This is a genomic window from Nocardia sp. bgisy134 (genome assembly GCF_057708325.1).
This window is the reverse complement of record NZ_JBYIRW010000002.1, coordinates 354734-371731: the sequence shown is the minus strand read 5'-3', so window position 1 is coordinate 371731 and position 16998 is coordinate 354734. Positions and strand designations below refer to the sequence as shown.

Here is a 16998-nt window from a genome sequence, read left to right as displayed (position 1 = left end):
GATCCCGACGAAGCCCGGGCACACGCCGTTGCGGGTGTCGCGGCGAGTCTTCATGGTTTCGCCGGTAATTCGCACCTTGGTGATCTTCTGGTTCGGGACATCGAACTCGATGGCGAACTGCGGTGGGTTCCGCGGCGCGGTGAACTGGCCCAGAGTGCTGAAGGTGACACCGGCCATCACGCTGAACTGGCTGGTGAACTGGAACAAGGCGTGCTGAATGCTCGCCCACGACCAACCCGTGATCACGTCCGCGTGCTCGGACAGACTCGTCAGGAATCCGCGCAGCACCAGCGCGATGCTCTCCATATTGGTCGCCGCGCTGAGCACCGTCTTGTCACCCTGCGCGTTGTACACGCCGACCGAATGCGCGGGCAGATCCAGCTCTTGGCGCCGATTCGCCGGGATCGCCTCCAGCAGCGGTTTGCGGTCGGCGGACCGTTCTTCCTTGATCGCGGCGAGCTCTGCCCACACCGGGTCGGACATCAGCGGCCAGGTCGCGGTCAGATGCTCGACCGCGGCCTGCATGAACGCGTGCATTCCGGAATCGCGCGGGTAGCCGTCGTGGCCGACCATCACGTAGTCCTCGCGCAGGGTGGAGGCGTAGTAGTCCGGCTCGGTGGTCGTGTAGTCGCCACGCACCGCGACGGCGATTCGCTCCGGATGCGCCATCATCTGCTGCAACGCGGTCTGGGTCAGCTTGTATTGCAGCACCCCGGAGGCGATCGACCGCTCCAGCGAATACCGCAGGTACGCAAGCTCTTGCGGTGGGAAGATGTCCTGGATGAGTCGCTCCGGCCCGTGCACCTTCTCCGGCGCGTTCGACACCAGGAACCGCTCGCCGATCTCGGCGATGATTTCCCGCGCCCGGCTCGGATCCGCCAGCACCGCCGACTGTCCCTCGATCATCAGCTCACGCGTCACCGTTATCGCGGTACGGGGCATCTCCGAGGACAGAATCCACCCCTCCGGTGGCGCCTGCTGCTCGGGTTCAGCCGTAGCCTCGTCGCTGTCCTGCTCGGTGTCGGACTGCTCCGCGTCCCGCGAATCACCGGATCGGTCGGCCGGATTCGAGCCGATGTAGACGTCGTCGCCGGGCTGGGGCGCGTTGACGTCGCCGGTGTCCAGGACGATCGCCTGCTGGTTCTGGTAGGCGGTGGCCCACAGGGCGACCGTGCCCTCGCGGGTGCCGCCCGCGAGATCGGCCAGGGAGATCTGCTGGGGCCGTCCGCTGGGCAGGGCCGCCACCGGGGCGTCGAAGTATTCGCGGCCGTTCTCGACCCGGTTCAGCGTGACCCGCTCGCCGTTGAGTTCGAAGACGTGCCTGCCGTTTTCCTCGCCGACGTAGTGCAACGACATGGCGTGGCCGATGGCGCCGTGCCGGTCCGGGGTGCCGCGCTGTTCGATGACGTAGGCGGTGGTGCCGGGGCCCGCGTTGATCAGGCCCTGGACCAGGCGGGCGTGGCCGCTGGTCTGGGCGGTGGTGGCGAAACCCTGGAGTGGCGCGCCGTTGAGCGCCGGGACCAGGTCACCGAACCGCACACCGGCCAGCGTCGAGGGTTCCAGCAGATCCGCATCGGTGACGACACCGCCCTGGGCGGCGTTGACGTGCTCGCCCGCCAGCTGCACGCAGTTGTTGTCGTGCTCGTCGAGCAGGTAGCGCTGCGGGCCGAGGGTGCCGTCGCCGTCGGAGACGATCGTCACCTCGAGCACGCCAAGGCCGGGTTCGCCGGTCACCCGCGCCGAGACGTGCACGCCGCCGCGGGCGATGCCGTGATCACCGTGGTGGGACTGGGTCGCCAAGGCGACGAGATCGGTCACCTCGTCCAGTGCCGTCTCGACCTTCGCGGCCGGCCAGCCGGACATGATGGCGGACACCTGATCTCGGATATGGCCGAGCCCCTGCACGCCGTAGTACAGCGTGCTGCCGAACCGGCGGGTGCGCGCCGGATCGTTGGCCATCGGGTCGATCTCGGAGGTGAACCCGAGCGGTGTCGGGCGCGCACCGGTCAGGCGCTGCCACAGGGTGCGCTTGCGCGGATGGCGCGGGCGCTGATCCCAGTCGTAGCCAGCGGCTTTCGCCGCCGCCGTCGCCTGCTGCGCAGAAGCGCCCTGGTGCTGGGCGATGAACTCGATCGAGGCGAGCGCGGCCTCGATCCCGACGATGTCCTCACGCACCGCCTGGTTGGACAGCAACCGCTGCCACATGGCGGCGATGTCGATGTTCTGCGGGATCTCGGTGTTGCGCAGCAGGTAGTCGCGCACCTGGCGCAGTGTCTCGATGACGTCGTCGCGGGAACGCAGGTTGCCCGCATGGTCTTTGAGCCAGGTCGAGCCGTCGCCGTGCTTGGCAATGGTCGAACCGTCGGGGTCGCGCACCCAGGCATTGCCCTTGCCGCGCACCCAGCGCTTCGGGTCGCCGCCGGAGTAACGATCCGGATCGGCGAGGGCACGGTCGGCGATCTGTGCCAGGTTGCTGTCGGCCTCGAAGACCCGGTTGTGCTCGAAACCCTCGTAGGCGGCCTCGGTCCGCTCCCGCAGCTCGGCCCGTTCGGCTTCGTTGTCGGCCCAGCGCTGCCGCAGCGTCTCCGGAATCTTGACGCTCTCGCCGGTGTAGGGCAGCGTGTGCGCACCGTCCAACCGCGCCTGTTCCGAATTCAGTTGCGGCGTCGCCAGTTCCGGGTTGTGCAGCGCCTGCGGATCGGGCTGGCTGGTATCGAGCCAGCCATAGGTGCGGGTGCCGCGCACCATCGGAATCAGCTGGATCCAGCGCCCGTTGCGCACCGCCGGAATCCATTGCGCCACATCGGCCATGGCCCAGGCCAACGCCGGATGCCTGGTGGCGAAGTCGGCGGAGAGCGGCAGCTCGATCGACTTGCCGTGCGCGGTGTTGGCGGGCAGCCACCGGGTGGCCGACAGGACGAACTTGCCGATCCAGGGCCGGTTCTGGATCAGATTCTTCGTCCATGTATGGCCCGGGATCCGGTCCATGATGCCCAGCGCCAGGATGCGCAGGTGGAACAGGTTGAGGCCGAGATCGGAGGTCCAGGCGTTCACGCCATCGGGCACGTTGTAGATCGTCTTCGAGAACGGCAGGTTCTGCGGGAACAGGAATGCCGGAACCTCACCTGGTCCGAATTCGTGCAACCCCGCCATGATCTTGTCGAAGGTCGGAATCATCGACACCTTGAACAGGAACGGAGGCTGCGGGTCGGTCCACTTCTCCTTCTCCCACTTACGCGGGTGCTTGCCCGGCTCCCAGGCGCCCGCGCGCTGGGTCGGTTCGGCATCGGTGGACGGCAGATCCACGGTGCTCTGGTAGTGGCCCTGCGCGTCGAGCTGTACCTGGGTGAACCGCACGGTCAGCGGCGTGGTGTCCGACTTCGCCATGCCCAGCAGCAGATTCAGGTCGGTCCGCGCCGACAGCGTCGCTTGCAGCGCCTGCCGGTAGTGGTTGACGTCGGTGTCCGTGCCGACGACCACGATCTCGCTGTCCCCGAACAGTCTCGTAGGCTGCGCGGCCGGCCGCACGCCGACCCGCTCCGAGATCGGCAGCAGGCCGAGGTCGTTCATCGCGTCCAGCGCGGCCTGCCGCTCGGCGAGCTCGCTCCGTTGCGCTTCCTCGTCTTTCAGCTGCTTGGCAACCTCGCGCAACTGCTGCACCAGCTCGGCCCCCGGTTCCCGCGGTCCCGGGTACCGCGGGTTCAGGTGGTCCGTATCGCCGATCTGGAAGACCTGGGCGAGCGCGGCCCGCGCATTGGTGGCGGAGATGATCTCCGTGGTCAGCGCGGACTTCAGCAGGGTCAGATCGCCCGGCGGCAGCTTCTGCCGCAGCAGTTCCAGCGAGCTCTCCACCTCGCTGAGTGCGTGCGTCGCCTGCCGGAGTTTGGCGCGGGCGGCGGCCAGATCCTGGTTCCGGGCCGCTTCCGCCTCCGGGGTGTCGACCGTGTCGGCTTCGAGCAGCCGGATGCCCGCGCGCAGCTTGTCCTGCAACGCCTTTCCGCGTTCGATCTGCGCTTCCAGCGTCCGCTGGACCTGCTCGGCGGTCTCGACGCGGTCCCGCAGCTGGAACGCGGCCTCGAGGTTGTCCACGAGGTCGATATCGGAGCGGAACTGCGCGATCTCGGTGTCGCCGCCCAGGTGAGCGGCCAGCTGCGCTTCGAGCGCGTCGATGCGGGCTTGCAGGTCGCTGCCCTGCTGCGTGATCGAAGTCTGCCACACTTCGACCGCCGCGGCGCGCGCGGCCTCCGCCGCACCGGTTGCCGCAACGCGCTGCTCGATGTCGGTCGCCAAGCTACTGGCCAGCTCGCGATCGCCGGCGTTCTGCGCGGCCATGGCCTGCTGCCGCAGATCCGCGATCTCGGCGCGCAGGTCGGCTTCGCCGGCCACCGCGGCGGCCATCTCGGCACGCAACCGAGCCACCTCGGCCGCCGGGCTGGGCGGCGCGTTGGCCGGTGGCTGCCGATGCGCGGGAACCGGGGCGTTCGGGTCCGGCGTCTGGCCGATGGCGAGATCGGCGGCGGGCAGTGCGGCGTCGAGGTCGCCGAAGTTCGCCACCTGCCGACCGGCTTTCCAGGCCACGGCCCAGGTGGCTTTGGTTTCATAGCGGCTACCGCCGGTGAGATCGGCCAGCGAGACCCGGGTGCCGTCCGGGGCGACGAACCATTCCAGGTTGCTGCGCTTGGAGCCGATCTCGTCGTAGGTCACGCGGCGACCGTCGATCTCGAACTGATTGCCGCCCAGGTACTTCACGGTGTAAGAGTGCGCGCCGACACCGTGCGCGTCGGGGGTCCAGCGCTCGTCGAGCACCCAGGCGATCGCGCCGGGGCCGCCCTGCTCGCGCAGCGCCTGGATCAGTTTCGCGTGGCCGCGGGCGTCGCTGTTGTCGAAACCGCCCGGCTGGGCGCCGTGCAGCATCGGCTGCACGTCCTGCCAGTCGCGGCCGGAAAGGTTGTTCGGCAAGGGGATCGGGACATCGACGATATTGCCCTGGTCGGCAAGGACACGGCTGAGCGAATCGGAGACACAGGTGTTGATCGCGGCGGAACCGGTGGGATCGATCTCGCTGGTGTAATAGGTCACCAGTGCCGCCAACGCGTCGATCTCGGCGGCGGTCCGGCGGACCTCGGCGCGCAGCTGCTGATGCAGCGCGGTCAAGGTGCCGGGGTCGCGGACGAACAGGTCGGCGAACTTCTCGGTCTTGAACTTGCCGAAGGCCGCCTTGTACTGCGCGTCGGTGGTGTTGTAGATGTCGGCGCCGTGCAGGCGCACCCAATCCTGGTCCGGCACCGGCACTCCCGGCACAGTGGTCGGACCGGCCAGTTGCAGCTGCACGAGCAGCAGATCGACGTCGGCGATCATGGCGGCCAGGTGCGCGGGGGCGTCGGCCAGGTTGATCGGGGCGATGTCGTCGGCCACCCGCGGATCCCGGGTGAACAGCTCCGGGTCGGCTTCCAGCTTCGTCAGGAGCGCGTTGATCTCCTTGGCCAGCTTGGGTTTCGCGGTCTTCAGCGCCTCCAACGTGGCCTTGGGGTCGGTCGCCAGGTCGGCCCGGCTCAGCTCCAGCTTGTTCAGCGCGGTGTCGAGCTGGTGGTAGGCGTCGAGGGCGTGCAGGGTGCGTGCGTACTCCACCAGCGCCTCGATCTGGGCGGCGCGCACCTCGTTGTCGAAACGCAGCCGCTCCAGGGTGGCGTCGATCTGGCTCGGGGTCAGATCGACGCGGCCGATCGGCAGGCGGCCCACCAATTCCGTAATGGCGGACTCGATTTCGCCGCGCGACATCCGGGACAGATCCAACGCCGGGCCACTCGGCTCCGCCTGCGCCGGATCGGTGACCGTCTGCCAGGGGCCGCCCTCGTAGCGCACCATGGTGACGGTTAGGTTCCGGCCGTCGAAGTCTTCCGAGATATGGCGTACCGCAGGCGAATCCACCGCCGCGGTGGCCACCCGCCAGGTACCGCCGACCTCACGCGGCCAGGCCACGCGGTACTCGACCTCGAGACTGCCGTTGTCGATCAGCTCCACCAGCTCGGAATTCGCCGGATCGGCGAGCGCCTTCGCGAGTGCCGCATCATGATTCATGGCGTTGTCGATGACGACGAGCTTCATCGGGGACCCGACCAGCCCGATGCCCGGATGGTTGACCGGATCGATCAGGAAACCGCCGCTGACCCGGATCCATTCGCTGCCCGCGATATTCGCCATCACCTCGGCGTACTGGCCGAAATTGTCGTCGGCGTCGAGGAACTGCTGTGCCTGCCGCTGGAAGGCGGTGACGGCGTCCTGCAGGTCGGTGAGCCGCGTCTGCAGCTCCGCCAGCACATTCGGGTTCTCGGGGTCGACGCCGAGGAGGTGCGCGCGCTGGTCCAGCTCGGTGCGGATGTGGTGGCGGCGCAGCGCCTCCTCGAAGAACCTGCGGCCCTCCGGGGTATCGCGGTGCGACAGATCCCACCACATGCGCCCGCCCTGCATGTTGTTGTTGACGCCCGTCCAGCGCAGGGTGCCGGTGCGTCCACTCGTCGCCGCGGCGACCTCGGCCGCGTACCGCTCCAGCGGGCTCGGGCGGTTGACGACCGCGGCAGGCAGTAGATGCGACAGATCGATATCGGTCCGGAACGGGATATCCGCGTTCTCGGCGTCGTATCGGGCGAGCGCGGCCTCGAACGCCTTCGTCGAAACACCCTCGCGAGTCAGCAGATACCGCGCCTGCGCGACGGCGGCACGCACCGATTCCGAGCTCAGATCCGGCAGTTCGATGCCGAGCGGGCCCGCCAGCGCCAGCAGCGCCCGCGCCTGCGCGTCCAGCTCCTGCGCGGCCTGCGCGACCTCCTGGCCCCATTCGGCGAGATCGTCGTGGGCCGGCACCGAAGGGGTGTGCTCGGCGTCGGCGGGGACCGGCGGCTCCAGCGTGCGGTCCGCTGCGCGCCCCGTGGTCGACACCGAACCGGCCTGCGGCACCGGTGGTCCCGCGAGGAAGCGGTCGGCCAGCCCGAGACGGCGGAGTTCGGCCTCGCTCTCGCTGACCTTCTGCGGGTCGGCGTCCTCGCGGGCGTAGTCGTAGACATCGCCGGTGCGCGAGACGGGCCCGTGCGATTCCGCGGAGGTGACCTGACTGAGCAGGAATGCCTTGATCTTCGGCCAGTTGCGCTTGAGGTTGACCACCTCGCGTGCGGTCAACGCGGGATTGGCCTCGAAGTTCCCCCAGAACTCGCTGTCGGCCAGCTGACCGAAATTCTGCACCGTGAACGACTGGCCCGCCGACACGAGCTCCGACGGCGGATGCTGCGGGTTGACCACACCCGGCAGGTCCCGCAGCGTCCGGAGCACACCCGGGGCGGCCTCCGGCGCCTTGACGATCGCGGCGGTGGGCACCTCCGGTGCGGCCAGGCGGGTGGCCCTTTCGACCCGCCAGCCGCCGGAACCGTCCGGTGTCAGCTGAACCGGGATTCGTTCGCCGCCGACCTCCAGGTCGATCCGCACCGGGCCGCCCGGTGTCCGGCCCGCTTGCAGCACCTGGGTGACGTCGGCCAGATCCGCGACCGCCAGCGCGCGGGCCAGCGTTTCCGACCGCAGCCGCTCCAGGGTCTCGGTCAGGTTCGCCGGCGCCAGGCCGTTGTTCGGTATCGCGAGCAGGTCGGCCCAGACCTCGATGATCTTGTCGATCTCGGTCCGCTGCTGCGGGTCCAGCGCGAGGTCACGGCGCCCCAGGGCGGTTGCCAGCGCTTCGATCGCGCCAGCGCGCAACAGGATTCGATACCGCTGCTCCGCGACGGTGGTCGCGAGATTCGCCGGATCCCGCTGCTCGATGGTGAGCTCGAGCTGGTCGGCGAGCGACTGCTGGGCGTGCGCCATGGTGAGCGGACGCGCCGGGTCGGACGGGTCCGGCGACGATACAAGCGGCCCCGCGACGGCATCCGGGTCCGCGAGCGGAATCGGCGGCGCCGGTTGGGTTTCCGGCGGCTGTCCGATCGACCGCTGGAACGCCTCGGCCGCGTCGCGCTGGGCGAGGAACTCGGCGTCGGACGGATCGGACGGGTAGCGCCAGTAGTGCTCCCCGGGGAACTGCTCGTCCGCGGTGAGCGTGTCGAAGTTCGTCGGGAACAGCATGTGCTGGTCGGCCAGGCCGTCCGGCGAGGCGTCCAGGAAGCGGCGGGCCAGCGCCATCTGGGACATGTCCTGGAGCGCGGACTGCGGATCCGGCAGTGCCCCGAGGGTTTCCGCGAGACCGAGGCGCTCGGCCAGGGCTTGTGCGTAGGCCAGGTGCGCGGCAGAAGGCTCGGCCCCGGATTCCGGTTCCGTACGCAGACTGGGTGTTTCGTCGAAGAACCGCGACGCCTGATGCACCGGGTCCTCGGGCCGGCGCGGCGCGGGCGGATCCTGGCCGACACGCAGGTCGGCGTCCGGCATCGGACCCTCATCGCCGAGATCCGCGACATGCGCGTCGTTCTGGAAGATGCTCGCCCAAGTGGCGGCGGTCTCCGCCGGTGTGCCACCGGTCAATTCGGCCAGCGACAGTGGATCGGTGCCGCCATGGGGGCCGAGGTCGAACAGCTGCTCCTGGCCGTTGTCATCGATATCGGTGAGCAAAACCCGCTGGCCGTCCACGTCGAAGACGTCGCGGCCCAGGTAGGTCACGGTGTAGGCGTGGCCGCCGACACCGTAGTCGTCGACGGTGGTCCGCTGGTCGATCACCACTGCCGAGGCGCCCTGGCCCTGCGCGCGCAAGGTGGTCAGCAGGCGGGCATGTGCGCCGCCCTCCTCCCCCGGCAGGAACGGCTCGGGCTGCGCGGCGCCGAAGTGGTCCGACAGCTCAGCCCACGGCACGCCGCTGATCCGGCCGGGATCGACGGCGAACCCGCCGAGCACGTTCGGGTGTCGCACGGCCAGCTGGTCGAAAGCCCTTGGCACACAGTGGTTGATGGGGGTGCCGCCGGTGGGCAGGCGGTAGTACGTCTCGGCCAGCGCGGCCAAGGCGGCGAGATCGGTGGCGTCCTGGCGGACATCGGCCCGCAGTTCCGCCAGCGCCTCGGCGATCTGCTCCGGCGTGCGCAGCGCGGCCGCGTCGAGCCGGCCCGCCCGGAAGTTCCGGTAGATCGACTCCAGCTCGGCCGGGGTGGCGGTGTCCAGATCGACGCCCAGCAGGTGCAGCCAGTCGGCGTCCGGGTCCGGTATGCCGGGTACCTCGCCGGGCAGCGTCTGGCCGTGCCGGGCGAGCGCCAGGAAGTCCGCCAGATCGTCGACGAGCAACCCCACCTGGTCGTGAGTGTCGCCGTGATGCATCGGCAGGCCGCCGGGCCGCAGCTGATCCTGCGCGTCGTAGAGGTTCGGATCGAAATCGACCAGGTCGGGGTCCTGGCTCAGCAGCCTGGCCAGCGCGTCGAGCTTCGCCGCCCGTTCGGGATGCCGCTGCTTCAGCTCCTCGAGCGCGTCGAGCGGGCGCCCGCGCAGCTCGGACCGGTTCACCTCGGCTTCGTGCAGCGCCCGTTCGAAGGCGTTGAAGCGGGCCACATTCGCGTGCAGGCGGGCCAGATCGGCCATGGCCTCGATCCGCACCGCGCGCAACCGGTTCGCGGCGCGCGCCGCGTCGAGGGTGTCCTCGACGCGGTCCCCGGCCAGATCGGCCAGCTGCACACCCTGCCGGGCCGCGGCGTCCTCGACGCGGGCCGCCAGCTCCGCGGTCGACAGCGTGGCGGGGTCGGGCACCGGAATCCCGTTGTCCGGCAGCGTGAGCGCACTTTCGCTGGGGATGACGCGCCATGGGCTGTCGTCGTTGTCGCGGACCATGGTGAGCTCGAGCCCGCGACCATCCACGGCACCGGAGAAATGCCGGACCTGCGGCGCGTCCACCTCGGCCACATGGATGACGCCGGTGCGGTCGGCCCAGGCGACCCGGTACTCGAGCTCCAGCTCGCCCTGGGTCAGCATCTGCGCGATATCGGTATTGCGCGGGTCGGCGAGCGCGTTGGCCAGCTGCTGGTCGTGGTCGCCGCCGTCGTTGATCACCACCAGGCGCTGCGGATTGCCGTCCAACAGGCCGATACCCGGCGCATTGTCCGGATCGAGCAGGTCGCCGCCCTGGTCGAGCAACCACCGGTGCCCCGCCGCGCCCGCCATCTCCTCGGCGATTTGCGCGAACTCGGTGTCGGCATCGGTGTAGGCGGCCGCCAGTTGCGCGAATTCAGCTGCCTCTCGCGCCAATTCGGCAGCACGGTCGTGCAGCGCGGTCAGCGCACGGGCGATATCGGCCGGGCTGTGCTTGGCCGGATCGACATCGAGCAGGTTGGCCCAGGTGCCCAGTTCGGCGCGCACCTGTTCGCGCTGCATCGCCTCCCGGAACGCCTCGCGGGCCTCCGCGCTCGGGTTGCCCTCCGGATCCCACCAGAGCTTCAGCCGCGTCGGATTGTTGTTGACGCCGTTGGCTTCGGAGTCCGCACCGGGCAGGCCGGCCGCAATGGACTGCTCGCGCATATAACGCTCGAGCGGATCGGGACGCATGTCGTTGGTCGGCAGGTAGCGCAGGCGCTCGTTCTCGTTGTGGAACCGCGTGGCCGCCTGCGCGTACGCCGCGGCCGCCGCGGCCTGCCGCATCGCTCGGTAGTTCGCCTCACCGACCGCGGTGCGGACCGCGTCGGGGCTGAGGTCGGCGAGCGACAGCGAAAGCGCGTCCGCGCCCTCGTAGAGCGCGATACCGGCGGCATTGCGGGCGGCGATGGCGTCGCCGAGTTCCGCGCCTCGGCGCGCCAGATCGGGATCGGGCGCCGGGCCTTGCGGTTCCGCGTCCGGAACCGGCGGCACCACGTCCTCATCGATACCGGCGCGCTCGTCGGGCGCAACCGGATCCGGTGCCTGCGGATCACCGATCCGGGGACTGGCCGAGTAGTTGCCGGTGGCCAGGGCCCAGAACGTCTCGCGGCCCTTCCACAGCTTCGACGCCTGCAACGCGAAGAACGCCGGATCCCAGTCGAGCCCACTGACATCGGCCGCCGCGTCACCGGACAGCAACTCGATCTCCGCGCCGAACGCGTTGTAGAGATCGCTGTTGTTCCCCGAACCGAGCGCGTACTGGATCGGGCGGCCGGTGCCGTGGCTGCCGAGATGGGTGCGCAGGAACTTCATCGCCCGCTTCCACCGGCTCTGCGGTTGCGCGTCGGGGTCGCTCGACGAGTCCGGCCCCGGCACCGGCGGCGGAGCCAGCGGCTCGGCAGGCCGCACCCGCCACCTTCCGGAACCGTCGGCGGTCAGCTGCACCGGCACCCGCTGACCGTCCACCACCACCGTGTACCGGCGGGTCTCGCCCTCCGCCACCTGGGTGGCCCGGCCCTCGACCACGTGCACCGCTTGGGCGACATCGGCCAGATCGTTCAGGGCGACGGCGCGGGCCAGCACGTTGTCGCGCAGCCGCTCCAGCGTTGTATCGACCTGTCCTTCAGCCAGGTCGCTTTCCGAGAGCTGGAGCAGATCTGCCCACTGGTTGACGATCTTGGTGAGATCCGCCTGCTGGTTCGGGTCGACGGCGGCATCCAGCCGGGCCTTGGCGTCCGCGAGCGACTCGACCGCGCCCGCCCGCAGCATGGTCCGATACCGCTGCTCCGCGATGGTTTCCGCGAGATTCTCCTGGGTCACCTGGTCGGCGCTCAGGCGCAGCTGACGCAGCAGCTGCGCCTGAGCCGACTCCGGCGCGAGCGGATGCGGGGCGCGGGAATCGGGCCGGGCAGGCGCAGGCCCCAGCGCGGGTGCGATCGCGTCGGGCACGGCGATCGGCATCGCGGGCGCCGGGGTATCGGGATCGACAACCGGCAGGGCGTGGGCTTCGTCGCGCCGCAGGGCGAAATCCGGGTCGCTCGGATCCGGCGAGTAGTTCCAGTACCGCTCGCCCAGATGCTGCTCGTCGATGCTCAACGGAGCGAAATCGGCCGGGCCCATGAGCTCGTTCATGCGCCCGGTGACCGGGGTCGGGTCGAGGAATCTACGCGCCCAAGCCATTTGGGCCAGATCCGCGAGGATCCGGCGCGGGTCCGCGAAGCTCGCCAGCGCGTCGCCGAGGCCGAGCGCCTGCGAGAGGCGGGTCAAGCGGTCGCGGTCGGCGTCGGTCAGCGGGGACAGGTCGCCCGTCGGCGTCGCCTGGCGAGCCGGGCTCGGCTGCGGACCGGACGCCGATTCGGCTTCGGGGTCCGGAGTCTGCTGCGCCTCCGGATCGGGTTGCGCACCAGGGTCCGGAGCCTGCTGGGCCTCCGGATCGGGCTGCGCACCTGGGTCCGGAGTCTGCTGCGCCTGCGGATCAGGCTGAGCACCCGGGTCCAGAGTTTGCTGCGAATCCGGATCAGGAGTCTGCTGTGCTCCCGGATCAGGCTGAGCACCCGGGTCCGGAGCCTGCTGCGCCTCCGGATCGGGCTGTGCTTCCGGATCGGACTGAGCACCAGGATCGGGGTTCTGCTGCGTATCCGGGTCCGGCGTGGGCTGAGCCTCGGGGTCGGGGTTCTGCTGCGAATCCGGTTCCGGCGCAGGCTGGTTGGCGCCGCGCTCTTCGTCGCGCCTGCGCTGCTCCTCCTGCTGCCGCTGTTCGTCCAAGAAGCTCCGGAGGTCGCGCATCGGATCCCGCCGGCCCTGATCGTCGCCGACCCGCGGCAGGTTCCGATCGTCATCGTCGTGGCCCTGGGTGGCGGCGCCCACCGCGAGCGGGCGCACCGCGAGCGGGCGCACGGAGTTGCCGTTCGCGTCGTAGACCATGACCCAGGTCTTCTTCGCGTCCGGCAGATTGCCGGGGTCGAACTCGACCGGGCCGTCCGGATACTTGTACGGGTCGTCGACCATGATCTTGCCGGTCGCGGCGTCGTAGTACATGACGTACGCGTGCGAACCGACACCATGCTCATCGACCGTTTGGTTCTGGTCGACGACGATGACCGTCGCCTTTTCCTTCATGAAGCCCAGCGCCTCGGCGATCGCCTTGTGCGGCGACTTGCGCTTGCCGACCTTGACCTCGGTCGCCTGGGAATCGGCGTGCTCTTCGAGCCGGCGCATGGATACACCGTCCGTGCCGACATCGGTCGGCACGGTGATGTCCGGGTTACCGGTACGCTGGCGCGCCCGGTACAGCGCCTGCTCGGAACACCCGTTCTCCCGCAACGGGGGCCGATCGGTGTCCAGGAACGACTCGTTGTCGGGCGCTTGGAATTCGGTGGTGCCTGCGGCGATGTTCTCCAGCCGGTACATGCGGTCGACCGGCACGCCGTTGTCCGGCGGCTTCGGGCCGGTGGCCTCCGGGGCGTTGAACTGGTGGAACAGACCGTTGGCGCGATCCTGGATATGCACACGGACGTCGTCGCCGAAGTGCTTCTTCCGGATCAAGGGCTGGTCTTCCTCGCCGGAGAAACCGACGAGCACGACATCGTCGACCAGGCGCTTCAGACGCCCCTTGTGGCCGGACGATTCGACGACGTCGACGCCGTAGCCGCGCGCGATGATCTTGCTCGAGACCGCGATCTCGGGTTGCCCCTGCGCCACCCGCCCCTCGTTGAGCACTGCTCGAGTCGCGCGGAAGGCGGCCAGATCCCGGGCGAGCAGCTTGCCACCCTGACGGGCATGCCAGGTGGTCATGGACTGGCCCTTGTTCGGCGTGCCATAACCGACCCACGCGATCGACGCCGCTGACTCGCCCGCACGTAGTCGACCGGAGGTCGCCTGGTACTGGCTGGCCATCTCGTTCACGGTGCTGCCGATATTGGCCAGCGACGCGTCCCGGCCCGGGACGTGCCAGGACAACTGGGTCGCGGTGTCGACGTCGCCCATGGCGATGGCCGCACGGCCGCTGCCGTTGAACGCGGTGGAGTCGAAGGCCATGACGTACACCGGCGTATTCGGCGCGACGGTTCGGGCCACCCCTTCCGCCATGGCGATCGCCTCTCGAGTACGCAGCAGGTTCACCAGCTGCTTGTGCGAGGCGGAGTCCAGCTTGCTCTGCCGAATCAGACTCTGGAGCTCGTTCTTGACGCGCTTGACCGTCTTCGCGGCCTCGGTGCGAGCCTCGTTGATCCGCCGTTTGGCTTCGGCTCGTTCTCGGGCGGCTTGACGGCGTGCCGCCGCCCTCTCCGCCGGCCTGCTGTCCGGATCCACCTGTGTCCGCGCCCGCGGCTGCTCGGCTTTCGCCTGCGCCAAGGCGGCCGCCGCCCGCTGTTGCTCGGCCAGCAGACTCTCCATTCGCGCCTGTTGGGCTTCGGTCAACCGGCTGCGGGCGATCAGGCTCTGCGACTCCCGGTCGATCTGTATCCGGTTGGCGATATCGACATCCGGCGCGGGGATGCCCGGCGCATTGTTGCCGAAGGTGGCCGGATGCACTCGGAGCAGGACCTCCCGCTGCTCCGGCGTGATCGAGTTCCACCGCTCGGAGTTCTTGCGCGCCAAAGCATCCGCCTCGGCCCGTGTGGCCTTGGGGCCGAGCTGGAAATCGGCGGGCTTCGGCTTGCCCTCCATGCTGTCGAGGATGGCGGCGGCCTGCTCCGAATCGTTGTCGGTATCCGTGTCGGGGCCCGTGCCCGTGTCGGGGTCCGTGTCGGGGTCCGTGCCCGTGTCGGGGTCCGTGTCGGGGTCCGTGCTGGTGTCCGGATCGGTGCTGGAGCGTGCCGGAGCCGGGGCCGCCGGGGTGTGCGGCGGAGGCGGCAGAACCAGCGCGGAATCCTCGTCGACATCCGGACGCGCCGCCGGATCCTCGTCGCTGTCCAGCCGCGCGGGCGCATCCTCGTCGGTGTCGGGACGCGCGGGCGCATTCTGGTCGCTGTCCGGCCGCGCCGCCGGGTCCTGATCGCTGCGGGGACGCGCGGGCGCATTCCCGTCGGTGTCGTTTTGTGTCGCCGGATCCAGGGTGCTGTCGGTCCGCGCCTGCACCTGCGGGCCGCCCTCCGGCGTGACCTGCACCTGGCTGGCGGCGTCGCTCTCCGAATCCGAATCGACGGTGGTATTCCGTTGCGGCGCTTCGGTATCCGAAATCTGCGTTTGCACCGGACCGGCCGGGGCGGCGCCGGGGGTTGCGGCCTGAGCGGACGAGCCCGCGCGCGACGCGGGTGTCGACTCGGCGTCGGCGCTCGGGGCGACGTCGGAAGTGCCGTCGTTGAAACCGGCAACGGAGGTGTCCCCGGCGCGGGGCATACCGGGCAGGTTGGGCGTCGACGGCCGCCCGGCGCCCGGCTGGCCGGTGGCGGTGCTCGACTGGCCCGTGGTCGTAGACGTGGAGGTGGACCCCGGGGCGGACGACGAGCTGCCCGGCGCGACACTGGACGCACCCGTGCTCGTGGACGCTCCCGGCGCCGACGTGCCCGCACCGGGCGCCGTCGACCCCGGCGCGGCCGCTCCCGGCGCCGTTGTTCCGGCCCCGTTGGCGGCAGTGTTCAGGCTCGAGTTGGGATCGCCCGAAATACCGGTGCCAGCGCTGATTTGGGGGTCGGCCAGCGGTGAACCGGCGGCGATGTTGTTGACCGCGCCCGGATCGGCGACCGGGTCGACCTGCGCGGCCCCCGCACCGGGATCCGAAACACTCGCACCCGGGTCCGAAACACCCTCTCCAGCAGCCGGATCCGACACCCGCGAGCTGGGATTGTCGGCGGCCGAACTCGAATCGCCCGCCTGGGGAGCCGAATTGCTCTGGTTCCCACCGGAATTCGATGAATTGCTGTCGCTCGCACCGGATTCCGAGCTCTGCTGACCCGCCTGCTGACCCGCCTGCGGTCCGGCGCCGGTCTGCTGCTGGTTGCCCGCGCCCGAGTCGGCGGCCTCGGCCCGCGGCGTGTTCGTGTCCTGCCCGGCCGGCGGTGCGGAGGTATTGCCTGCACTGGCTGTGTTCGTGCCCGGGCTGTTGTCCCCGGCACCGTTCTGGTTCCCGCCGCCATTCTGATTTCCGGCACCGTTCTGGTTGCCCGCGCCCGAATTGTCCGCAGCACCAGTGGAATTGGAGGGATCGGTCCCGTTGGTCGGCTCGCCCGGCGGCGCGGTGCCGTCCGGCGGGGTCACGTTGAAGTTTCCGCCGTTGAAGTTCCCGCCGCCGACGTTGGGCGCACCCGCGTACTGCCGATTTCCCCGGAAACTCGACGCACCGGAGGGAATCGCGCCCGACAGGCCGCCACCGACGAACGACTCCGGAGTCCACTGGCCGGTCAGCAGGCCTGCGGCCGTCGCACCGACCACACCCGCGCCGATACCGACCAGCCCACCGCCCATGGCGCGGGTCCACCGGTTGTCGCTCGTCATCATCCGGTTGAGCGCCGGAATATGGCCCATGCCATAACCGGCGCCGCCGCCCGCCGCACCCGCCGCGAACGAGACACCCACGTTCTTCAGGTAGCCGCCCCAATCGAAGGGCTGCGACTTCAGGCCCTCTGCCTTGAGGATGTTGTGGATAGCGGCTTCCTCGATGGTGCTCTGGACGACCTCGACAAAGCCCTCCTGAAGCATCTCGTAGACGACTTTTGCGATGACGGTGCGCGCCGCCTCGGACAGGAAGCGCTGACCGATGATTCGGGCGATCGCGCTCTCCAGAATCTCGCCGATCACCCGGAAGGCGGCACGGGTGGCAGCGATCGCACCGGCCTCGACGGCGGGCGCGGCCGGGCCCGCGGCCAGCGCCCAGGCCAACTCGATCACCAGCCAGCCGAGCGCGAAGAGCGCGCTCAAATGGTTGCCGTGGACCTCGCCGGTGAAGTCGTCGACCGCAGTGGCCAGCTGATCGAAGGACTTGCCCATCAGCTCGATGGAGCCGTGCTTCGGGTCTTGGCCGTGGATTACGCTCTGGAGCGAGTCGAATATCTTCTCGCCGCCACTGCCCTGCGGGTAGGACACGCGGACGGATTGGCTGGCGGTATCGGCCTCGCCGATGGCGTGCTCGAGGATCTCCCGACCGACCTCACGCAGCACATCCGAGATCCCGTCCAGGTCATTGGGATCGATGTGCGTGATCTGCGCACCCGCCACCCAACCGACCCAGGCGAGCTCGTCGGGAATATGCCAGTAACCCAT

Annotated in this window: 1 protein-coding gene (running past one end of the window); it reads right to left on the bottom strand. The window is 69.7% G+C overall.

The genetic code is table 11. The features are described from left to right. Window positions 1-16998: the start of a sigma factor-like helix-turn-helix DNA-binding protein gene (locus AC3ERS_RS05390; RefSeq protein ID WP_431964088.1), read on the bottom strand. 36072 nt of this gene lie to the left of the window's left edge; only the first 16998 of its 53070 coding nucleotides appear in the window; the start codon lies at window positions 16996-16998; its stop codon lies beyond the left edge, outside the window.